At 74.8% G+C, this 21355-nt stretch carries 17 protein-coding genes; 14 read left to right on the top strand and 3 right to left on the bottom strand.

Features of this window, described 5'->3' with window-relative positions:
• Positions 1–18: 18 nt before the first annotated feature.
• From ACF1AL_RS12040 to cobI, 7 genes are read left to right on the top strand one after another with little or no spacing between them, the layout of a single operon-like run.
• A complete protein-coding gene (locus tag ACF1AL_RS12040) occupies positions 19–963 on the top strand; it encodes a cobalamin biosynthesis protein (protein WP_391706232.1) in 945 nt (314 codons plus the stop codon).
• Positions 960–2468, top strand: coding sequence for a cobyric acid synthase (locus ACF1AL_RS12035; protein WP_366840507.1), 1509 nt, complete (start codon positions 960–962; stop codon positions 2466–2468). Before ACF1AL_RS12040 ends, ACF1AL_RS12035 begins: the two co-directional genes overlap by 4 nt.
• Entirely contained in the window at positions 2465–6118 is a 3654-nt protein-coding gene (cobN, locus tag ACF1AL_RS12030) for a cobaltochelatase subunit CobN (protein ID WP_391825880.1), read from the top strand. Before ACF1AL_RS12035 ends, cobN begins: the two co-directional genes overlap by 4 nt.
• A complete protein-coding gene (locus tag ACF1AL_RS12025) occupies positions 6115–8121 on the top strand; it encodes a putative cobaltochelatase (RefSeq protein ID WP_386419997.1) in 2007 nt (668 codons plus the stop codon). Before cobN ends, ACF1AL_RS12025 begins: the two co-directional genes overlap by 4 nt.
• Positions 8121–8720 (top strand): cob(I)yrinic acid a,c-diamide adenosyltransferase, encoded by a 600-nt coding sequence (gene cobO, locus ACF1AL_RS12020; RefSeq protein ID WP_366840504.1) that lies wholly within the window; start codon positions 8121–8123, stop codon positions 8718–8720. Before ACF1AL_RS12025 ends, cobO begins: the two co-directional genes overlap by 1 nt.
• On the top strand, positions 8720–10213 hold the full coding sequence (locus ACF1AL_RS12015; protein WP_391825879.1) for a cobyrinate a,c-diamide synthase: 1494 nt from the start codon (positions 8720–8722) through the stop codon (positions 10211–10213). Before cobO ends, ACF1AL_RS12015 begins: the two co-directional genes overlap by 1 nt.
• Complete coding sequence (gene cobI, locus ACF1AL_RS12010; RefSeq protein ID WP_391825878.1) at positions 10210–10941, top strand: precorrin-2 C(20)-methyltransferase; 732 nt, start codon at positions 10210–10212, stop codon at positions 10939–10941. The genes ACF1AL_RS12015 and cobI overlap by 4 nt, the downstream gene beginning before the upstream one ends.
• Before the next feature lie 26 nt (positions 10942–10967).
• Here the strand turns inward: cobI and ACF1AL_RS12005 are convergent, their stop codons facing one another.
• Entirely contained in the window at positions 10968–11696 is a 729-nt protein-coding gene (locus ACF1AL_RS12005) for a ZIP family metal transporter (protein WP_366840500.1), read from the bottom strand.
• A gap of 103 nt (positions 11697–11799) precedes the next feature.
• Here ACF1AL_RS12005 and cobM point away from each other — a divergent pair, with 103 nt between their 5' ends.
• From cobM to cobC, 6 genes are read left to right on the top strand one after another with little or no spacing between them, the layout of a single operon-like run.
• Positions 11800–12618, top strand: a complete 819-nt coding sequence (gene cobM / locus ACF1AL_RS12000; protein ID WP_391825877.1) for a precorrin-4 C(11)-methyltransferase — start codon at positions 11800–11802, stop codon at positions 12616–12618.
• Positions 12615–13850 carry a precorrin-6y C5,15-methyltransferase (decarboxylating) subunit CbiE gene (cbiE, locus tag ACF1AL_RS11995; protein ID WP_391825876.1) on the top strand — a complete coding sequence of 412 codons (1236 nt, stop codon included), beginning with the start codon at positions 12615–12617 and terminating at the stop codon, positions 13848–13850. The genes cobM and cbiE overlap by 4 nt, the downstream gene beginning before the upstream one ends.
• Positions 13847–15550 (top strand): precorrin-3B C(17)-methyltransferase, encoded by a 1704-nt coding sequence (gene cobJ / locus ACF1AL_RS11990; RefSeq protein WP_391825875.1) that lies wholly within the window; start codon positions 13847–13849, stop codon positions 15548–15550. Before cbiE ends, cobJ begins: the two co-directional genes overlap by 4 nt.
• Positions 15547–16134 carry a precorrin-8X methylmutase gene (locus ACF1AL_RS11985; RefSeq protein WP_391778689.1) on the top strand — a complete coding sequence of 196 codons (588 nt, stop codon included), beginning with the start codon at positions 15547–15549 and terminating at the stop codon, positions 16132–16134. Before cobJ ends, ACF1AL_RS11985 begins: the two co-directional genes overlap by 4 nt.
• The gene (locus ACF1AL_RS11980; protein ID WP_391706253.1) at positions 16131–17054 is read left to right on the top strand and encodes a sirohydrochlorin chelatase; all 924 of its coding nucleotides are present in this window, start codon (positions 16131–16133) and stop codon (positions 17052–17054) included. Before ACF1AL_RS11985 ends, ACF1AL_RS11980 begins: the two co-directional genes overlap by 4 nt.
• Complete coding sequence (gene cobC / locus ACF1AL_RS11975) at positions 17044–18081, top strand: Rv2231c family pyridoxal phosphate-dependent protein CobC (protein ID WP_391825874.1); 1038 nt, start codon at positions 17044–17046, stop codon at positions 18079–18081. The genes ACF1AL_RS11980 and cobC overlap by 11 nt, the downstream gene beginning before the upstream one ends.
• A gap of 280 nt (positions 18082–18361) precedes the next feature.
• Here the strand turns inward: cobC and ACF1AL_RS11970 are convergent, their stop codons facing one another.
• Complete coding sequence (locus ACF1AL_RS11970) at positions 18362–19276, bottom strand: SCO1860 family LAETG-anchored protein (protein WP_391660509.1); 915 nt, start codon at positions 19274–19276, stop codon at positions 18362–18364.
• Between the two features lie 273 nt (positions 19277–19549).
• On the opposite strand from ACF1AL_RS11970, the gene ACF1AL_RS11965 reads away from it, so the two are divergent.
• Positions 19550–20002 (top strand): hypothetical protein, encoded by a 453-nt coding sequence (locus ACF1AL_RS11965; RefSeq protein ID WP_391825873.1) that lies wholly within the window; start codon positions 19550–19552, stop codon positions 20000–20002.
• Between the two features lie 224 nt (positions 20003–20226).
• On the opposite strand, the gene ACF1AL_RS11960 is transcribed toward ACF1AL_RS11965, so the two are convergent.
• Positions 20227–21318, bottom strand: coding sequence for an amidohydrolase family protein (locus tag ACF1AL_RS11960; protein ID WP_391825872.1), 1092 nt, complete (start codon positions 21316–21318; stop codon positions 20227–20229).
• Positions 21319–21355: the final 37 nt, after the last annotated feature.

Below are 21355 nucleotides of genomic sequence, written 5' to 3'. Positions count from 1 at the left end.
CGCGGTCGGCTGAGCCCGATGCGAGCCGAACGCGTCTTCGCGTACGGCGCCGCCGCCGGCCTCCTCGGCGACCTCCTCCTCGGTGACCCGCGGCGCGGGCACCCGGTCGCCGTGTTCGGACGGGCCGCGGCCGCCGTCGAACGCGCCCTGTGGCGCGACCACCGCGGCTGGGGCGCCCTGCACACCGCCGTCTGCGCGGGCGGCGCCGTCGCCCTCGGGGCCGCCGCCACCCGTGCCGTCCGCCGCTCCCCCGCCGCCTCCGTGGCGCTGACCGCGGCCGCCACCTGGTCCGTCGTCGGCGGGACCTCCCTCGCCCGCGAGGCCCGCGCCATCGGCCGGGCCCTGGACGCCGGTGACGTCGAGGCCGCCCGCGCCCGCCTGCCCCACCTGTGCGGACGCGACCCGCAGGCCCTGGACGCCGACGGCATCGCACGGGCGGTCGTGGAGTCCGTCGCCGAGAACACCTCCGACGCCGTCGTGGGCGCCCTGGTGTGGGGCGCGCTCGCCGGGGTGCCGGGACTGCTGGGCTTCCGCGCGGTGAACACCCTGGACGCGATGGTGGGTCACAAGTCGCCCCGCCACCTGCGCTTCGGCTGGGCCTCGGCGCGCCTGGACGACCTCGCTGGCTGGCCGGGCGCGCGGCTGACCGCCGCCCTCGCCGCGGCCGCGGGGCCCGACCCGCGCGGCGCCCTGCGGGCCTGGAAGGCGGACGCCGGCCGGCACCCGAGCCCCAACGCCGGGCCCGTGGAGGCCTCCTTCGCGGGCGCCCTCGGCGTACGGCTCGGCGGCACCCTCTCCTACGGCGGCCGGGTCGAGCACCGGCCCGTCCTGAACGGGGCGACGGGACGCGCCGTCGCCGTGACCGACATCGACCGGGCGGTACGGCTGTCCCGCCGGGTCGGCTGGCTCGCGCTCGGCGTGGGAGTGGCCGGGCGTCTGGTAGCGAAGGGGCGGAAGAAATGAACGGTGGTCTCCTCGTCGCCGGCACCACCTCCGACGCCGGCAAGAGCGTCGTGACCGCCGGGATCTGCCGGTGGCTGGTGCGGCAGGGCGTGAAGGTGGCGCCCTTCAAGGCGCAGAACATGTCGCTGAACTCCTTCGTCACACGGGAGGGCGCCGAGATCGGGCGGGCGCAGGCCATGCAGGCCCAGGCGTGCCGGATCGAGCCGACCGCGCTGATGAACCCGGTGCTGCTCAAGCCCGGTGGTGAACAGAGCAGCCAGGTGGTGCTGCTGGGCAAGCCGGTGGGCGAGCTGAGCGCACGCGGCTACCACGGCGGACGCCAGCAGAAGCTGCTGGGCACGGTGCTGGACTGCCTGGCCGAGTTGCGGGGCACGTATGACGCGGTGATCTGCGAGGGGGCGGGGTCGCCGGCCGAGATCAACCTGCGCCGGACCGACATCGTGAACATGGGCATCGCGCGGGGCGCGCGACTGCCCGTGCTCGTCGTCGGCGACATCGACCGCGGGGGCGTGTTCGCGTCCTTCTTCGGCACCGTCGCGCTGCTCTCCCGCGAGGACCAGGAGCTGGTCGCCGGGTTCCTGGTGAACAAGTTCCGCGGTGACGTCTCCCTGCTGGAGCCGGGCCTGGACATGCTCCACGGCCTCACCGGGCGGCGGACGTACGGCGTGCTGCCCTTCCGGCACGGGCTCGGCATCGACGAGGAGGACGGGCTGCGGGTGTCCCTGCGCGGCACGGTCCGCGAGTCGAACGTCTCCCCGCCGGTCGGCGAGGACGTGCTGCGGGTCGCCGTCTGCGCGATCCCGCTGATGTCCAATTTCACCGACGTGGACGCGCTCGCCGCCGAACCCGGCGTGGTCGTGCGGTTCGTGGACCGGCCGGAGGAACTGGCCGACGCGGACCTGGTGGTGATCCCGGGGACGCGCGGCACGGTCCGCGCGCTGGAGTGGCTGCGCGAGCGCGGCCTGGCGGACGCGCTGGTCCGCAGGGCGGCCGAGGGGCGGCCGGTCCTCGGCGTCTGCGGCGGCTTCCAGATCCTCGGCGAGCACATCGAGGACGAGGTGGAGAGCCGGCGCGGGCACGTCGACGGGCTCGGCATCCTGCCCGTGCGGGTGCGCTTCGCCCGCGAGAAGACCCTCACCCGGCCCTCCGGGGAAGCCCTCGGCGAACCCGTCGAGGGCTACGAGATCCATCACGGCGTGGCCACCGTCGGCGGGGGCGAACCCTTCCTGGACGGCTGCCGGGTCGGCCAGACCTGGGGCACGCACTGGCACGGCTCGCTGGAGTCCGACGGCTTCCGCCGCGCCTTCCTGCGCGAGGTGGCCGCCGCCGCGGGCCGCCGCTTCGTGCCGGCCCCCGGCACCTCGTTCGCCGCGCTGCGCGAGGAGCAGCTCGACCGGCTCGGCGACCTGATCGAACAGCACGCGGACACGGACGCGCTGTGGCGGCTCATCGAGTCGGGCGCGCCGCAAGGACTGCCTTTCATTCCACCGGGAGCGCCCGCATGAGCACAGTGTTGTTGTTGTCGACCGCCGACACGGATCTGCTGGCGGCCCGGGCGTCCGGTGCGGACTACCGCATCGGCAACCCGACCCGGGTGGACGTCGCCGGGGAGCTGCCGCGCCTGCTGGAGGGCGCGGACCTCGCCGTCGTACGGCTGCTGGGCGGCAAGCGGGCCTGGGAGGAGGGGCTCGCCGCGCTGAAGGCGTCCGGGATCCCGACCGTGCTGCTGGGCGGCGAGTCCGTGCCGGACGCGGAGCTGATGGCCGAGTCGAGCGTGCCGGCGGGCGTCGTCGCGGAGGCGTTGCGGTACCTGGTCGAGGGCGGCCCGGCGAACCTGCTGGAGCTGTCGCGGTTCCTGTCGGACACCGTACTGCTGACCGGTGAGGGCTTCGACGAGCCGCGCAAGATGCCGGAGTTCGGCGTGCACGGCTCCTACCCGGTCCAGGAGGGCCGCCCGACGGTCGGCGTGCTCTTCTACCGCGCCCACGAGCTGAGCGGCAACACCGCCTTCGTGGACACCCTGTGCGAGGCGATCGAGGCGCAGGGCGCCAACGCGCTGCCCGTGTACTGCGGTTCGCTGCGCGGCGCCGACCCCGCCCTGTACGAGCTGCTCGGGCGGGCCGACGCGCTCGTCGCCACGGTGCTCGCGGCCGGCGGCACGCACGCCTCGCAGGCGTCCGCGGGCGGCGACGAGGAGTCCTGGGACATCGGGGCGCTCGCCGACCTGAACGTGCCCGTGCTGCAGGGACTGTGCCTGACCTCGTCGCGCAGCGCCTGGGAGGAGTCCGACGCCGCCCTGTCCCCCATGGACGCGGCGATGCAGGTCGCGATCCCCGAGTTCGACGGCCGGCTCGTCACCGTGCCGTTCTCCTTCAAGGAGCAGGGCCCGGACGAGGTCCCGGTGTACGTCGCCGACCCGGAGCGGGCCGCGCGCGTGGCCGGGATCGCGGTGCGGCACGCCCGGCTCAAGCACAAGCCGAACGCCGAGAAGAAGATCGCCCTGGTCTTCACCGCCTACCCGACCAAGCACTCCCGCGTCGGCAACGCCGTCGGCCTGGACACGCCAGCCTCGGCGGTGCGCGTGCTGGACGCGCTGCGCGACGCCGGGTACGTCGTCGAGGGCCACCCCGACAACGGCGACGAGCTGATCCACCGGCTGATCGAGGCCGGCGGGCACGACGTGGAGTGGCTGACGGAGGAGCAGCTGGCCGCCGCGCCCGCGCGGGTGCCGCTCGCCGACTACCGGGCGTGGTTCGAGAAGCTGGACCCGGAGCTGCGGGAGGCGATGACCGAGGCGTGGGGCGAGCCGCCGGGCTCCCTCTACGTGGACGGCGACGACATCGTCCTGGCGTCGCTGCAGTTCGGGAACGTCGTCGTCATGATCCAGCCGCCGCGCGGCTTCGGCGAGAACCCGATCGCGATCTACCACGACCCGGACATGCCGCCGTCCCACCACTACATGGCGGCCTACCGGTGGCTGGAGAACAGCTTCGGCGCCGACGCCGTCGTGCACATGGGCAAGCACGGCACGATGGAGTGGCTGCCGGGCAAGGGCCTGGGCCTGTCGGGCGGCTGCGCCCCCGACGCGGTCCTCGGTGACCTGCCGCTGATCTACCCGTTCATCGTCAACGACCCCGGCGAGGGCACCCAGGCCAAGCGGCGCGGGCACGCCACGGTCGTCGACCACCTCGTCCCGCCGATGGCGCGCGCCGACACCTACGGCGACCTGGCGAAGCTGGAGCAGCTGCTCGACGAGTACGCGCTGGTCTCCGACCTGGACCCGGCGAAGGCGCCGGCCGTGCGCGCGCAGATCTGGACGCTGGTGAAGGCGGCCGAGCTGCACCACGACCTGCATGTGGACGAGCAGCCGGACGACGAAGAGTTCGACGAGTTCGTCATGCACATCGACGGCTATCTGTGCGAGATCAAGGACGTGCAGATCCGCGACGGCCTGCATATTTTGGGCGGCGGCCCGGTCGGCGAGCCGCGCGTCAACCTGGTGCTGGCCGTGCTGCGCGCCGCGCAGGTGTGGGGCGGCCAGGCGAACGCCCTGCCGGGTCTGCGCTCCGCGCTGGCCGCGCACTTCGGGCTGGTCGAGAAGGAGCTGCTGGCCGAGCCGGGCGCCCCGGTGAAGGTGCCGGTGGAGCTGACGGACCTCGTGGAGGGCCCGGCGCGCACCGCGTCCGACGCGATCGACCTGCTGGAGCAGCTGTGCCGGCGGATCGCGGAGGGCATGGAGTCGCGGGCGTGGGAGCGGGCGGCCGTGCCGGAGATCCTGCGGGACGTGCTCGGCACGCAACTGCCGGACGCGGTCGCCGTGCTGGAGTTCGCGTGCACGGAGGTCGTGCCGCGCCTGGCCCGCACCACGGACGAGATCGGCCACATCCTCAAGGCGCTGGACGGCGGATACGTCCCGGCGGGCCCCTCCGGCTCGCCCACCCGCGGCCTGGTCAACGTGCTGCCGACCGGCCGCAACTTCTACTCCGTCGACCCCAAGGCGATCCCCTCGCGGCTGAGCTGGGAGGTCGGGCAGTCGCTCGCGGACTCGCTGGTGCAGCGCTATCTCCAGGACACGGGCGCGTACCCGCAGTCCGTCGGCCTCACGGTCTGGGGCACGTCCGCGATGCGCACCCAGGGCGACGACATCGCCGAGATCCTGGCGCTGCTGGGCTGCCGTCCCGTGTGGGACGAGGCCTCGCGCCGGGTGACCGGCTTCGAGGTGGTCCCGCTTCAGGAGCTGGGCCGGCCGCGCATCGACGTCACGGTCCGCATCTCCGGCTTCTTCCGGGACGCGTTCCCGCACGTCGTCGGGCTGATCGACGACGCGGTGCGGGCGGTGGCCGAGCTGGACGAGCCCGCCGACCGCAACTACGTCAAGGCGCACGCCGACGAGGACACCGCCGGCCACGGCGACCGCCGCCGGGCCACCGCGCGCATCTTCGGCTCCAAGCCGGGCGCGTACGGCGCCGGTCTGCTGCCGCTGATCGACGCCCGCAACTGGCGTTCCGACGCCGACCTCGCCGAGGTGTACGCGGTGTGGGGCGGCTACGCCTACGGGCGCGGGCTGGACGGGCGGGCGGCGCGCGGGGACATGGAGACCGCGTTCAAGCGGATCGCCGTCGCCGCGAAGAACGTCGACACCCGCGAGCACGACCTGGTCGACGCCGACGACTACTTCCAGTACCACGGCGGCATGGTCGCCATGGTCCGCCACCTCACCGGCGCCAACCCCGAGGCGTACGTGGGCGATTCGGCCGTACCGGACCAGGTGAAGACCCGCACCCTGGGCGAGGAGACCCACCGCGTCTTCCGCGCCCGCGTGGTCAACCCGCGCTGGATGGCGGCCATGCGCCGGCACGGCTACAAGGGCGCCTTCGAGATGGCGGCGACCGTGGACTACCTCTTCGGCTACGACGCGACGGCGGGCGTGGTCGACGACTGGATGTACGAAAAGCTCAGCGCCGAGTACGTCTTCGACCCGGAGAACCGGGACTTCATGAAGAAGTCCAACCCGTGGGCGCTGCGCGGCATCACCGAACGACTGCTGGAGGCCGCCGAGCGCGGCCTGTGGGCGGAGCCGGACGCGGACACGCTGGAGCGGCTGCGCGCCACGTATCTGGAGCTGGAAGGCGACCTGGAGGGCGACGAGAAGTGACCACCCCCTTTCCCTTCACGGCCGTCGTCGGCCAGGACGATCTGCGGCTCGCGCTGCTGCTGAACGCCGTCTCGCCGGCGGTCGGCGGGGTGCTGGTGCGCGGCGAGAAGGGCACGGCGAAGTCGACCGCCGTGCGCGCGCTGTCGGCGCTGCTGCCCGAGGTCGACGTCGTCCCCGGCTGCCGGTTCTCCTGCGATCCGGCCGCCCCGGACCCCTCGTGCCCCGACGGCCCGCACGAGCCGGGGGCGGGCGTCGCCCGGCCCGCCCGCATGGTCGAACTGCCCGTCGGCGCCTCCGAGGACCGTCTCGTCGGCGCGCTGGACATCGAGCGGGCGCTCGCCGAGGGCGTGAAGGCGTTCGAGCCGGGCCTGCTCGCCGACGCGCACCGCGGCATCCTGTACGTCGACGAGGTCAACCTGCTCCACGACCACCTGGTCGACCTGCTGCTGGACGCGGCGGCGATGGGCGCCTCGTACGTGGAGCGCGAGGGCGTCTCCGTGCGGCACGCGGCCCGTTTCCTGCTCGTCGGCACCATGAACCCGGAGGAGGGCGAGCTGCGGCCGCAGCTGCTCGACCGGTTCGGGCTGACCGTGGAGGTCGCCGCCTCCCGCGAGCCCGACCAGCGGGTCGAGGTCGTCAAGCGGCGCCTGGCCTACGACGCCGACCCGGCCGCGTTCGCCGCGCGCTGGGCGCAGGAAGAGGCCGCCGTACGGCAGCGGATCGCGGCGGCGCGGGCGCTGCTGCCGCAGGTGCGCCTGGGCGACGGGGCGCTGCGGCAGATCGCGGCGACCTGCGCGGCGTTCGAGGTGGACGGCATGCGTGCCGACATCGTGATGGCCCGTACCGCGACCGCGCTGGCCGCGTGGGCGGGGCGTACGGACGTCCTCGCCGAGGACGTGCGGCAGGCGGCGCTGCTGGCGCTGCCGCACCGGCGCCGCCGCAACCCCTTCGACGCGCCCGGGCTGGACGAGGACAAGCTGGACCGGACGCTGGAGGAGTTCTCCGGCGAGTCCCCCGACGACGACCCCGACCCGGACCCGGACGGTCCCGGGGGCGGCGGCGGGCAGCCGGCGCCGGACGCCGGCCCGCAGGGCGGGGACACCGGGGCGCGGCCCGAGGAGGGTGAGGGCGGTGAGCCGCAGCCGTCCGGCGCGGGCGCGGCCGAGCAGCCCGCCGCGCGGGCCGCGGAGCCCTTCCGCACCAAGGTGCTGAGCGTGCCCGGCATCGGCGAGGGCGCCGCCGGGCGGCGCTCGCGGGCGCGCACGGAGCAGGGGCGCACCACCGGGGCACGCCGGCCGCGGGGGGCGCTGACCAAGCTGCACCTGGCGGCGACCGTGCACGCGGCCGCCCCGCACCAGCGGGCGCGGGGCCGGTCCGGGCCGGGCCTGGTGATCCGCCGGGACGACCTGCGGCAGGCGACCCGTGAGGGGCGCGAGGGCAACCTCGTGCTGTTCGTGGTGGACGCCTCCGGGTCGATGGCAGCGCGGCAGCGGATGAGCGCGGTCAAGGGCGCCGTGCTGTCGCTGCTGCTGGACGCCTACCAGCGCCGGGACAAGGTCGGGCTGGTGACCTTCCGCGGGTCGGCCGCCGACGTGGCGCTGCCGCCGACCTCGTCCGTGGACGCCGCCGCCGCGCGGCTGGAGTCGCTGCCGACCGGCGGCCGCACGCCGCTGGCGGCCGGGCTGCTCAAGGCGCACGAGGTGCTGCGGGTGGAGCGGCTGCGGGACCCGGCGCGGCGGCCGCTGGTCGTGGTCGTCACGGACGGGCGGGCGACGGGCGGCCCCGAGCCGGTGGCGCTCGCCTCCCGCGCCGCGCGGCTGTTCGCGGCCGACGGTGTGGCCTCGGTGGTCGTGGACTGCGAGGCGGGGCCGGTGCGGCTCGGCCTCGCCGGGCAGCTCGCCGCCGATCTGGGCGGCACGGCCGTCACGCTCGACGAGCTGCGGGCGGACGCGATCGCCGGGCTGGTCAAGGACGTGCAGGGGACTTCGAGGAGGGCCGCGTAATGCCGCAGGGACAGCCGAGTGTCATCCCGGACGACGGTCTGACGACCCGTCAGCGCCGTAACCGTCCGCTGGTCGTCGTGCACACCGGCATCGGCAAGGGCAAGTCGACCGCCGCCTTCGGGCTGGCGCTGCGTGCCTGGAACCAGGGCTGGCCGATCGGGGTGTTCCAGTTCGTGAAGTCGGCCAAGTGGAAGGTCGGCGAGGAGAACGCGCTGCGCGTGCTCGGCGCCTCCGGCGAGGGCGGCACCGTCGACTGGCACAAGATGGGCGAGGGCTGGTCCTGGGTCCAGCGCGACGCGCAGATGGACAACGAGGAGAAGGCCCGCGAGGGCTGGGAGCAGGTCAAGCGCGACCTGGCCGCCGAGACGTACCGGCTGTACGTGCTGGACGAGTTCGCCTACCCGATGCACTGGGGGTGGGTGGACACCGACGAGGTGATCTCCGTGCTGCGGGACCGGCCGGGTACCCAGCACGTCGTCATCACCGGGCGCAACGCGCCGGAGAAGCTGGTGGACTTCGCCGACCTGGTCACCGACATGTCCAAGGTCAAGCATCCGATGGACGCCGGGCAGAAGGGCCAGAGGGGCATCGAGTGGTGATGTCCGTTCCCCGGCTGGTCGTCGCCGCGCCCTCCTCGGGCAGCGGCAAGACCACCGTCGCCACGGGGCTGATGGCCGCGTTCGCCGCGCGGGGGCTTGCCGTGTCCCCGCACAAGGTGGGCCCGGACTACATCGACCCGGGGTATCACGCGCTGGCCACCGGGCGTCCGGGGCGCAACCTCGACGCGTACCTGTGCGGGCCGGAGCTGGTCGCTCCGCTGTTCCTGCACGGGGCGCGCGGCTGCGACCTGGCCGTGGTGGAGGGCGTGATGGGGCTGTACGACGGTGCCGCCGGGGAGGGTGAGCTGGCGTCCACCGCGCAGGTCGCGAAACTGCTGCGGGCGCCGGTCGTGCTGATCGTGGACGCGTCGTCGCAGTCGCGGTCGGTGGCGGCGCTGGTGCACGGGTTCGCGTCCTGGGATCCGCAGGTGCGGGTCGGGGGCGTGATCCTGAACAAGGTGGGCTCCGAGCGGCACGAGGCGCTGCTGCGGGAGGCGCTGGACGCGGCGGGCGTGCCGGTGCTGGGTGTGCTGCGGCGGGCCGCACAGGTGTCCACGCCGTCCCGGCACCTCGGCCTGGTGCCGGTCGCGGAGCGGGGGTCCGCCGCGGTGGAGGCCGTGGCGGCGATGGGGGCGCAGGTGGCCGCCGGGTGTGATCTGGAGGCGCTGCTCGCGCTGGCCCGGACGGCCGGTGCGTTGCCGGGGCCTGCGTGGGACGCGGGCGAGGCGCTGGTTTCCTCGCCCCCGCCGCCCCTTCCCTTCCCGTCCTCCAGGGGCTCCGCCCCGTCGACCCCGCCGGAGGGCTCCGCCCTCGGGACCCCCGATCGGCCTCAACGGCCTCGTCCTCAAGCGCCGGACGGGCTGGTCGGCACCCTGAACGGACGAGAGGGCGCACCGGTGGTCGCTCTCGCCGGTGGTCCCGCCTTCACCTTCTCCTACGCCGAGCACGCCGAGTTGCTGACCGCCGCCGGGGCCGAGGTCGTCACCTTCGACCCCCTGCGGGACGAGCAGTTGCCGGAGGGCACCGCCGGGTTGGTGGTCGGTGGCGGTTTCCCCGAGGTGTACGCCGGTGAGCTGGCCGCGAACGAGCCGTTGCGGAAGGCGATCGCCGAGCTGGCGCTCTCCGGGGCGCCCGTGGCCGCCGAGTGCGCCGGGCTGCTGTATCTGTGCCGGGAGCTGGACGGGCAGCCCATGTGCGGGGTGCTGGACGCCACCGCGCGGATGACCGAGCGGCTCACGCTCGGCTACCGGGACGCCGTGGCCGTCGGCGACAGCGTGCTGGCGGCCGCCGGGACGCGGATGCGGGGGCACGAGTTCCACCGCACGGTCGTCGAGCCCGGCGCCGGCGCGGCTCCCGCCTGGGGGGTCCGCACCCCCGTGAGGCGGGTCGAAGGTTTCGTACAGGGCGGTGTGCACGCGAGCTATCTGCACACCAACTGGGCGTCCGAGCCCGGTGTCGCCCGTCGGTTCGTGGAGAGGTGCCGGACGTCATGAGCAGCAGGCTGATCGGGGTCGGAGTCGGTCCGGGCGATCCGGAGCTGGTGACCGTCAAGGGCGTGAACGCGCTGCGCTCCGCCGACGTGATCGTCGTACCCGTGATGGACACCGGCGAGCGCGGGCGCGCGGAGGCGACCGTGCTGCACTACGTGGAGCCCGGCAAGGTCGTCCGGGTCGTGTTCGCGCTGAACGAGCGCGAGGACCGGGCCCGCCGGGAGGCGGCGTGGGACGCGGCCGGCGAGCGGGTGGCCGCGCTGCTGCGCCGGCACGGCACGGTGGCGTTCGCGACGATCGGCGACCCCAACGTGTACTCGACGTTCACCTACCTCGCGCAGACGATCGCCGGGCTGGTGCCCGGCACCGTCGTGGAGACCGTGCCCGGCATCACCGCGATGCAGGACCTGGCGGCCCGCTCGGGCGCGGTGCTGACCGAGGGCACCGAGCCGCTGACGCTGGTGCCGGTGACGGCCGGTTCGGCGGTGCTCAAGGACGCGCTGAACGGGCCGGGCACGGTCGTGGCGTACAAGTTCGGGCGGCAGGCCGCCGAGGTCGCCGAGGTGCTGCGGGAGACGGGGCGGCTCGGGGAGGCGGTGTGGGGGTCGGCGCTGGGTCTGGCCGAGGAGTCGATCCGGCCGGCGGCCGACCTGGACGGCGCTCCCCTGCCGTATCTGTCGACGCTGATCGCGCCCGCGCGGCGGGACGGCGGCCGGGGCGGCAAGCTGTGAGACACCCGGCGACCGGGCGGCGGGCGTCAGCCCGTCATGCCCACCACCAGCCAGATGAACGCCGCGCCCGCGACCGTGCACAGCAGGGTGGAGCGGGCGGGGTGCTCGTGGTGCGCCTCGGGCAGGATCTCGGCGGCGGCGAGGTAGAGCAGCACGCCGCCGAACAGGCCGAGATAGCCGCCGAGCAGTCCCTCCGGGATGGCGAGGAAGGACGACGCGGCCGCGCCGACCACGGGCGCGAGGGCGTCCGCGAACAGCATCGCGTAGGCCTTGCGGCGGGCGTTGCCGTACAGGCTGGTCAGCGTGAAGGTGTTGAAGCCGTCCGCGAAGTCGTGGGCGATGACGGCGAGCGCCACGGCCGTGCCCATGGAGTCGCCGACCTGGAAGGACGCACCGATCGCCACGCCGTCCATCAGGCTGTGGCCCACCATCGCCGCGGCGGCCGTCAGGCCCACCTCGGGCGCGCGGTGGTTGTGCTCGTCCCCTCCGTGGGAGGCGCGGCGGGCGGCCAGGGTGCGTTCGACCAGATGGGCCAGCAGGAAGCCGGCCACGAACAGCAGCAGCGCCGCGGGCACACCGTGGACCTCGGTGCCGGCCGCCCGCAGGGCCTCCGGCAGCAGGTCGAGGCCGACCACGCCGAGCATCAGCCCGCCGGCCAGGCCCAGCACCAGATGGCGGCGGTCGGTCACGCGCTGTGCCGTCCAGCCGCCGGCCAGCGTCATGAGGAACGCGCCGAGCGCGACGAAGACCGCCATAGGGCCTTGCTATCCGATGCACCGGCACGCGCGCACCTTTGACAACACCCGACGTTCCGACTCGTACCGACTTGCCCTGACTTGTAGGAGAGGACCGATTCCCATGGCCGATGCCCCCACCGGCAAGGTGACCTTCGTCGGTGCCGGCCCCGGCGCCGCCGATCTGCTGACGTTCCGTGCCGCGCGCGCCATCGCCGAGGCCGACGTCGTGATCTGGGCGGCCAGCCTGGTCCAGGCGGAGGTCCTCGAACACGCCCGCGAGGACGCGGAGATCCTGGACTCGGCGACGATGTCGCTGGAGGACGTCGTCGCCGTGTACCGGCGGGCGTCCGTCGAGGGACTGAGGGTGGCGCGGATCCACTCCGGCGACCCGGCCCTGTGGGGCGGCACGCAGGAGCAGCTGGACCGCTGCCGGGAGATCGGCATCGCCACCGAGGTGGTGCCGGGCGTGTCGTCGTTCTCGGCGGTGGCCGCGCTGGCGCAGCGCGAGCTGACCATCCCCGAGGTGGCGCAGTCGGTGGTGCTGACCCGGCTGGGCGGCGGCAAGACGCCGATGCCGCCCGGCGAGGAGGTCCGCGAGTTCGCCCGGCACGGCACCACCATGGCGGTGTTCCTGTCGGCGGCGCGCAGCGGGCAGCTGGTGCGCGAGCTGCTGGAGGGCGGCTACCCGACGGACACGCCGGTCGTCGTGGCGTACCAGGCGACCTGGCCGGAGGAGCTGATCGTGAAGTGCACGATCGGCACGCTGGAGGAGACCGTCAAGGAGCACAAGCTCTGGAAGCACACCCTCTTCCTGGTGGGCCCGGCCCTCGACGCACACGGCACCCGCTCGCACCTGTACCACCCGGGTCACTTCCACGGTTACCGCAAGGCCGACCCTCAGGCCCGCAGGGCGCTGCGCGAGCGGGGTGCGAGCACGTGATCACGGTCGTCGGGACGGGGACGGGCGGGCCGGCCGGCGCGGACGTCCTCGCCGGGGCCGCGCTGGTCGTGGGCGGGCGGCGGCACCTGGACGCGGCCGCCGTGCCGGAGAGCGCCGAACGGATCGTGCTCGGGCCGCTCGCGCCCGCCCTGGACCGGATCGAGGAGTACGTCCGCACCGAGCGGCCGGTGGTGGTGCTGGCCTCCGGCGACCCGGGGTTCTTCGGGATCGTGCGGGTGCTGGCCGAGCGGTTCGGCGCGGACCGGCTGGACGTGCGGCCGGGGGTGTCATCGGTGGCGACGGCCTTCGCACGGCTGGGCCTGACCTGGGACGACGCCGTGGTGGTCAGCGCGCACGGGCGGGATCCGCGCACGGCCGTCAACGTCTGCCGGGCGCACCCGAAGGTCGCGGTGCTGACCGGGCCGGGCGCCGGGCCCGCCGAGATCGGCGCCGCGCTGCGGGACCACGACCGCACGCTCGTCGTGGCGACCGCGCTGGGCTCGGCGGACGAGCGGCTGGAGCGGGTGACGCCCGCCGAGGCCGCCGCCCGCGACTGGGGTACGGCGGTCAGTGTCGTCGTCAGCCTGGACGAGCGGCGCGCGCCGGGCGCCGTACGGACGCTCGCCGGGCGCGGGCCGGGGCCGGCGGGGTGGGCTCTCGCGGAGGACGCGTTCGCGCACCGCGACTCGATGATCACCAAGTTCGAGGTGCGGGCGCTGGCGCTGGCCCGGCTGGCGCCGCGCCCGGGCGACCTGGTGTGGGACGTGGGCGCGGGGTCCGGTTCGGTGGCCGTGGAGTGCGCGCGGCTCGGCGCCGCCGTCACCGCCGTGGAGAAGGCGGCGGACGGGGTGGAGCGGATCCGCGCCAACGCGGCCGCGCACGGCGTCGACGTGCACGTGGTGCACGGGACCGCGCCGGACGCGCTGTCCGGGCTGGACGAGCCCGACGCGGTCTTCGTCGGCGGCGGGGGGCGCGAACTGCCCGCCGTCGTCGCGGCGTGCGCCCAGCGCGCGCGGCGGTCCGTCGTGGTCGCCCTGGCCGCCCTGGACCGGGTCCCGGCGGCCCGCGCGGCGCTCGCGGACGCCGGGTTCGGCGTCGACGGCGTGCTGCTGCAGTCGTCACGGCTGGCGCCGCTGCCGGGGGACGTGACCCGGCTCGCCGCCACCAATCCCGTTTTCCTGCTGTGGGGCGAACGGCCCCCGGCTTCTGCTGACGAAGGAGAGACCCAGTGATCGGCCTCATTTCCGCCACCGCGGCGGGGGCGGCGGCGCGGGACCGGCTGGCCGCGGCGTGGCCGGAGCGCACCCGTGTGTACGACGGCCCGGTCGCGGACGCCGTGCGGCGCGCGTTCGCGGAGTGCGAGCAGCTGGTGTGTTTCCTGGCGACCGGCGCGGTCGTCCGGCTGGTCGCGCCGCTGCTGGGCGACAAGGCCGGCGACCCGGGCGTGGTGTGCGTCGACGAGGGCGGCCGGTTCGCGGTGCCGGTGCTCGGCGGGCACGGCGGCGGGGCGAACGACCTCGCCGCCGAGGTCGGCGAGGTGCTCGGCGCCGTGCCGGTCGTGACGACGGCGACGGACGCCGTCGGGCTGGCCGGACTGGACACCCTGGGCCTGCCCGTCGAGGGCGCGGTCGCGGCGGTGTCGCGGGCGCTGCTCGACGGGGAGCCGGTCGCGCTGGAGGCGGAGGTGGCGTGGCCGCTGCCGCCGCTGCCGGTCGCCGAGCAGGGCGGCGCGTACACGATCCGCGTCACCGACCGGGCGGTGGCCGCCGGGGAGCGCGAGGTGCTGCTGCGCCCGCCGACGCTGGTGGTCGGCGTGGGCGCGTCGAAGGGCGCCCCGGTCGACGAGGTGCTGGCGCTGGTCGAGGGCGCGCTTGCCGAGGCCGGGCTGTCCGTCCGGTCGCTCGCCGAACTGGCCACCGTGGACGCCAAGGCCGGTGAGCCCGGCATCGTCGGGGCCGCCGAACGGCTCGGCGTGCCCCTGGTGACCTACCCGGCCGGCGAGCTGGCCGCCGTCGAGGTGCCGAACCCGTCGGACGCGCCGCTCGCCGCCGTCGGCACCCCGTCCGTGGCGGAGGCCGCCGCGCTCGCCCGGGGCGGTGAACTCCTCGTCCCCAAGCGGAAGTCGGAGCGCGCCGACGGCTCCCCCGCCATGGCCACCTGCGCCGTCGTACGGCGTCCGGGGCGCGGGCGGCTCGCGGTCGTGGGTCTCGGGCCCGGCGCCCGCGACCTGCTCACCCCGCGCGCCAAGGCCGAACTGCGCCGCGCCTCCGTCCTGGTGGGCCTCGACCAGTACGTCGACCAGATCCGCGACCTGCTGCGTCCCGGCACCCGCGTCCTGGAGTCCGGGCTCGGCGCCGAGGAGGAGCGGGCCCGCACCGCCGTGGCGGAGGCCCGCCGCGGTCAGGCGGTCGCCCTCATCGGCAGCGGTGACGCCGGCGTGTACGCGATGGCCTCCCCCGCGCTCGCCGAGGCCTCCGACGACATCGACGTGATCGGTGTGCCCGGCGTGACCGCCGCGCTCGCGGCCGGGGCGATCCTGGGCGCGCCGCTCGGCCACGACCATGTGTCGATCTCGCTGTCCGACCTGCACACACCGTGGGAGGTCATCGAGCGGCGGGTGCGGGCGGCGGCCGAGGCGGACCTCGTCGTCACCTTCTACAACCCGCGTTCGCGGGGCCGCGACTGGCAGCTGCCCAAGGCGCTGGCGATCCTCGCGGAGCACCGCGAGCCGGCGACGCCCGTCGGTGTCGTCCGCAACGCCTCCCGGCCGGACGAGTCCAGCCGGGTGACGACGCTCGGCGGCCTCGACCCGGCGACGGTCGACATGATGACGGTCGTGACCGTGGGCAACACCGCGACCCGGACCATCGCGGGGCGCATGGTGACCCCGCGCGGCTACCGCTGGCAGAGCACCCAGGAGGAGGCCCGGTGAACCGCGTCGTCCACCCCATCGAGGAGGAGTCCTACCGGCGGCTGCGCAAGCGGCTGGACACCTCGCACTTCCCGCCGCTGACCCGGGCCGTGGTGGAGCGGGTCATCCACTCCGCCGCCGACCTGGACTACGCCACCGACCTCGTCATGGACGAGGACGACCTGGTGAAGGCGCACGCCGCGCTGCACGCCGGGGCGCCCGTCGTCGTCGACGTCGAGATGGTCGGGGCGGGCATCACCCGCCGGGAGACCGTGTGCCGGCTGAAGGACGCGGTGGCCGGTCCCGGACTGACCCGGTCCGCGCACGGGATCCGGCTCGCCTACGAGCAGGTCGGCCCCGGCGCCCTCTGGGTGATCGGCAACGCGCCGACCGCGCTGGAGGAACTGCTGACGCTGGACGCCGAACCGGCGCTCGTCATCGGTCTGCCCGTCGGCTTCGTCGGCGCCGTCGAGTCCAAGGCCGCGCTGCGCGAGAGCGGGCTGCCCGCCGTGAGCAACGTGTCCGAGAAGGGCGGTTCGGCGGTCGCCTCCGCCGCGCTCAACGCCCTTCTGTACCACCCCACTTCGCCCGAGGAGAACGCGTGACCACCCCGCCCGCCCTGTTGATCGCCGGCCACGGCACCCGCGACGACGCCGGAGCCGAGGCGTTCCGCGACTTCGTCCGCGAGCTGGGCCGCCGCCACCCCGAACTGCCCGTCGCGGGCGGCTTCATCGAGCTGTCCCCGCCGCCGCTCGGCGAGGCCGTGACCGAGCTGGTCGAGCGCGGGGTGCGCCGCTTCGCCGCCGTACCCCTGATGCTGGTGTCCGCCGGGCACGCCAAGGGCGACATCCCGGCCGCGCTGGCCCGCGAGAAGGAACGGCACCCCGGCATCTCGTACACCTACGGCCGTCCGCTGGGCCCGCACCCGTCGCTGCTGAACGTGCTGGAGCGGCGGCTGGAGCAGGTGCTGGACGGCGTGGACCGCTCCGAGGTGACGGTGCTGCTGGTCGGGCGCGGCTCGACCGACCCGGACGCCAACGCCGAGGTGTTCAAGGCCGCGCGGCTGCTGTGGGAGGGCCGCGGATACGCCGCCGTGGAGACGGCGTTCGTGTCGCTGGCGGCGCCGGACGTGCCGAGCGGGCTGGAGCGGTGCGCGAAGCTCGGCGCCCGGCGGATCGTGGTCCTGCCCTACTTCCTGTTCACCGGCATCCTCCCGGACCGGGTGCGCGAGCAGACCGGGCAGTGGGCGGCCGCGCACCCCGAGCTGGACGTGCGCTCGGCGGACGTCATCGGGCCCGAGCCGGAGCTGCTGGACCTGGTGATGGAGCGGTACCAGGAGGCCGTCAAGGGCGACCTGCGGATGAACTGCGACTCGTGCGTGTACCGGATCGCGCTGCCGGGCTTCGAGGACAAGGTCGGCCTGCCGCAGCAGCCGCACTTCCACCCGGACGACGACGGCGACCATCACCACCACGGCCACGGCCACGGCCACGGCCACGGGCACACGCACTCCCATGCGCACTGACGGGCACGACCTGCGCCACCACGGCGACGCCGAGGTGCGCGACGACGGCGCCGAGCTGGTCGACCTCGCGGTGAACGTGCGCGCGGACACCCCGCCGGCGTGGCTGCGGGAGCGGATCGCGGACTCGCTGTCCTCGCTCGCGGCCTACCCGGACGGGCGGGACGCGCGGGCGGCGGTCGCGGCGCGGCACGGGCTGCCGCCCGAGCGGGTGCTGCTGACGGCCGGGGCGGCGGAGGCGTTCGTGCTGCTGGCGCGGGCGCTGAAGGTGCGCCGGCCGGTCGTGGTGCACCCGCAGTTCACGGAGCCGGAGGCGGCGCTGCGGGACGCGGGGCACACCGTGGACCGGGTGGTGCTGCGGGAGGCTGACGGCTTCCGGCTGGATCCGGCGCTGGTGCCGGGGGACGCGGACCTGGTGGTGGTCGGCAACCCGACCAACCCCACGTCGGTGCTGCACCCGGCCGCGACGCTCGCCTCGCTGGCCCGGCCCGGGCGCACGCTCGTGGTCGACGAGGCGTTCATGGACGCGGTGCCGGGTGAGCGGGAGGCGCTGGCCGGACGGACGGACGTCCCCGGCCTGGTGGTGCTGCGCAGCCTGACCAAGACGTGGGGCCTGGCCGGACTGCGCATCGGCTACGTCCTCGCCGACCCCGAGGTGATCGCCGAACTGGAGCGGGCCCAGCCGCTGTGGCCGGTGTCCACCCCGGCGCTGGCGGCGGCGCGGGCCTGCGTGGAGCCGGCGGCGCTGGCGGAGGCGGACCGCGCGGCGCGGACGATCGCGGCGGACCGCGCGTATCTGATCGCCGGGCTGGAGCGGCTGGGGGTGGTCGTGGTGACCCCGGCCGAGGGCCCGTTCGTACTGGTCCGGCTGCCGGGCGCGGCGGCGGTACGGCACCGGCTGCGCGCCCTCGGGTACGCGGTCCGGCGCGGGGACACCTTCCCGGGCCTCGGCGAGGACTGGCTGCGCCTGGCGGTACGGGACCGGACGACGACGGACGGCTTCCTGCAGGCACTGGAATCGGCGAGGTAGGGACGGACCCTGCCGGGCCCGGGCTCCCGACCCGGGCCGTGGGACGGTGAGGCGGGCGCCGGGCCGTAGAACGGTGAGGCGGGAGCTGTCCTCGGCGGCGTAGGGCAGACCGTGAAGGGCCCGGGTTGTCCAGCCCGGGCCGTAGGACGGTGAGGCGGGCGCCGGGCCGTAGGACGGTGAAGCGGGAGCCTGGCCGTAGGCCGGTGAAGCGGGCGCCTGGCCGTAGGACGGTGAGGCGGGCGCCCTCCCCGGTGGTGCCCGCCTCACCGTTCCGCCGGTGTCAGCCCCGGCGGCGGGCCAGGGCCACCGCTCCGGCGCCGGCCGCGAGCAGGGCCACGGAGCCGCCCGCGATGTACGGCGTGAGCCGGCTGCCGCCGGTCTCCGCGAGGTCGGCCTGCGCGGGGGCACCCTGCGGCTTGACGTCCGGGCCCGGGTCGGCCGGCTTCGGCGCGGGCGCGGCCACGGCGGGCTTCGGGGCCTCGCAGGTCGCCTTGGCCAGCGTCACCGTGCCGTTCACCTCGGCGACGTTCAGCTTGAGCGGGTTGACCGAGACCTTCAGCTCCAGGGCCGTAGCGGCGGCCGTGCGGGAGGTCGTCTCGCTCCGGGACAGGTCCAGGCGGACCTCGCCCACACCCGGCACCTTCACGTCGGTCGTGCCGCCCGACGTCAGCGTGACGCGCTTGCCGAGGACCGTCACCGCGCCCAGCACGTTCGACGTGGCCACCGGGGCCTTGCCGGCCTCGCAGGTCGCCTTCGACGTGACGTCCTCGACCTCGATCAGGGACAGCAGCGGCAGGCCGGGGACGTGCAGGCGGGCGTGCGCGAGACGGGTGGTCCCCTCGGCCTTCGCGCCCGTCACCGTCGCCTTGGCGGTGGCGACCTCGGCGCTGAGCACGCTGAACGGGTTGCCGTTGTTCACGCCGTCCAGCCGGACGGAGAGCGCGGTCTTCTGCGCGCTCTGCGGCGCCTGGACCTCGTTGAGGGAGACCGCGAGCGGGACGTTCACGGTCTTGTTGAGCAGGGACACGTCGAGGCCGGTGCGCAGGACCACGGCGCTCGCCCGGCCCTGGCCGCCGGTGGCCTGGGCCGGGCCTGCGGCGGCGAGGACCGCGGGTGCGGCGGCCAAGGCCGTGGCGGCCGCGGCGGCGGTCAGGCGCCGACGGCGTGCGGGCATGCGGAAGGTGTTGCCGTTCAAGGGTGGGACCCCCAGAGAAGGAACGCTTCGGGACCCCGCAAGGATGACGACTCGAACGCCCAAGGGTCAGCGGAGCGTGAACGCTTCACCCCAAAGGGTGTTCGCCGCACACGCCTTCGAATCACCCGGTAACAGGTATATACGGCAGACACACCGGCACCACGTGATCGAAAGCACGCGATCCCCGCAGGGGCTGACCTTCGTCCCGCCCGCCGCATCGCGAGGCCGACGAACCGCGTCCGTGGCTGACCCCAGGACGAGAAGGAGGTGCGCATGTCCGAGTACGACTTCGGTCACCGCCAAGCGCCGGACGACGTCGTCGCCGCCAGGACCGCGTTGGCCGAGGAGGTGTGCGTGGAGTTGCGACGCGCTGGGCTGCCCGCGTTTCTGGATGATCCGCATGCGGAGGAAAGAGCCGGTGCGGTGGTGTATGTAGATCGGGGTGCAGACGTGGCATGCGGCGTGACCGTGGGCTGGAGGTGCGACCCTGCCGTGATCGAGGTGGCCTGCGACAAACTCCAGGAAGGCGATGCCACAGCGGCGGTCCTCCGGTACCCAGGCACCATCGCCACATACATGCAGGACCCGCTGATCAAAATCCTGCTGTCGTCCGGGTTCATCGCAACCCTGGAGAACGACACCATGAACCCGGATCATGTCCAAGTCCTGGGCAGGAAGAGCGGCCTTCGCACTGAGGCCACGGACACGCCACCGGAGAACTCCTAGGCGGGGAGCATCGCGGCCCCGACCCGGCCGGCCACATAGCCGACCGGCTCACCAAAGAACGAAACCCCCACTCCGCCCGCCGGTTGTCATCCGGCGGGCGGAGTGCTCGTGCGACCACTGACATGTCGCCGACCGCACCTGGGAAGGAGGGCAGACGGCACTGACCCGGGCACCTCCCACCGGGTCTCGAGCGGGCCGTCTCCCAGTGCCTTCGATCAGGGCTTCTACGCCACGACCGTCCCGTTCACCACCACTCGGCGGGGGGACACCAGGACGCGGACGTCCGCGCGGGGGTCGGTGTCGTAGACCACCAGGTCGGCGGGGGCGCCCTCGTCGAGGCCGGGGCGGCCGAGCCAGGCGCGGGCGGACCAGGTCGTCGCGGACAGCGCGTCGATCGGGGGGATGCCGGCCGTCACCAGTTCGGCGACCTCCGCACCGGCCAGCCCGTGCGGCAGCGACCCGCCGGCGTCGGTGCCGACGAACACCGGGATGCCGGCGTCGTAGGCCGCGCGCACGGTGTCGTACCGCCGCTCGTGGAGCCGGCGCATATGGTCCGACCAGCGCGGGAACTTGCTCTCGCCGCCGGCCGCGAGCTGCGGGAACGTGGCGATGTTGACGAGGGTCGGGACGATGGCCACGCCGCGCTCGGCGAAGAGCGGGATGGTGTCCTCGGTCAGGCCGGTGGCGTGCTCGATGCAGTCGATGCCGGCTTCCACGAGGTCGCGCAGGGAGTCCTCGGCGAAGCAGTGCGCGGTGACGCGGGCGCCCAGGCGGTGGGCCTCGGCGATCGCCGCCTCGACCGCCTCGCGCGGCCAGCACGCGGAGAGGTCGCCGAGGTCGCGGTCGATCCAGTCGCCGACCAGCTTGACCCAGCCGTCTCCGCGCCGGGCCTCCTGGGCGACGTAGGCGACGAGGTCGTCCGGCTCGATCTCCCAGGCGTAGTTGCGGATGTAGCGGCGGGTGCGGGCGATGTGCCGGCCCGCGCGGATGATCTTCGGCAGGTCGTCGCGGTCGTCGACCCAGCGGGTGTCGGCGGGCGAACCGGCGTCGCGCAGCAGCAGGGCGCCGGCGTCGCGGTCGGTGAGGGCCTGCTTCTCGGCGGTCTCCGCGTCCACCGCCCCGTGCGCGTCCAGGCCCACGTGGCAGTGCGCGTCGACCAGGCCGGGCAGCACCCAGCCCTCGACCGTGCGCACCTCACGGGCGCCGGCGGGGCGGTCGTAGGAGATCCGCCCGCCGACCACCCACAGCTCGTCCCGGACGTCGTCGGGTCCGACCAGGACCCGCCCCTTCACGTGCAGCACCGCGCGATCGCTCATGCACGGCACTGTAATCAGCGGCCGCGCGCCGGCGCAG

Source organism: Streptomyces sp. NPDC014801, from assembly GCF_043082085.1.
Classification (GTDB): domain Bacteria; phylum Actinomycetota; class Actinomycetes; order Streptomycetales; family Streptomycetaceae; genus Streptomyces.
This window is presented reverse-complemented; position numbering and strand designations above follow the sequence as displayed.

Excerpts from the sequence above, each read along its gene's own strand:
- ACF1AL_RS12015 (WP_391825879.1), top strand. The coding sequence starts at position 8,720 with ATGTCCGTTCCCCGGCTGGTCGTCGCCGCGCCCTCCTCGGGCAGCGGC.
- cobI (WP_391825878.1), top strand. The coding sequence starts at position 10,210 with ATGAGCAGCAGGCTGATCGGGGTCGGAGTCGGTCCGGGCGATCCGGAG.
- ACF1AL_RS11965 (WP_391825873.1), top strand. The coding sequence starts at position 19,550 with ATGTCCGAGTACGACTTCGGTCACCGCCAAGCGCCGGACGACGTCGTC.
- cobN (WP_391825880.1), top strand. The coding sequence starts at position 2,465 with ATGAGCACAGTGTTGTTGTTGTCGACCGCCGACACGGATCTGCTGGCG.
- cobM (WP_391825877.1), top strand. The coding sequence starts at position 11,800 with ATGGCCGATGCCCCCACCGGCAAGGTGACCTTCGTCGGTGCCGGCCCC.
- ACF1AL_RS12035 (WP_366840507.1), top strand. The coding sequence starts at position 960 with ATGAACGGTGGTCTCCTCGTCGCCGGCACCACCTCCGACGCCGGCAAG.
- cobO (WP_366840504.1), top strand. The coding sequence starts at position 8,121 with ATGCCGCAGGGACAGCCGAGTGTCATCCCGGACGACGGTCTGACGACC.
- ACF1AL_RS12040 (WP_391706232.1), top strand. The coding sequence starts at position 19 with ATGCGAGCCGAACGCGTCTTCGCGTACGGCGCCGCCGCCGGCCTCCTC.
- cobC (WP_391825874.1), top strand. The coding sequence starts at position 17,044 with ATGCGCACTGACGGGCACGACCTGCGCCACCACGGCGACGCCGAGGTG.
- ACF1AL_RS12005 (WP_366840500.1), bottom strand. The coding sequence starts at position 11,696 with ATGGCGGTCTTCGTCGCGCTCGGCGCGTTCCTCATGACGCTGGCCGGC.
- ACF1AL_RS11960 (WP_391825872.1), bottom strand. The coding sequence starts at position 21,318 with ATGAGCGATCGCGCGGTGCTGCACGTGAAGGGGCGGGTCCTGGTCGGA.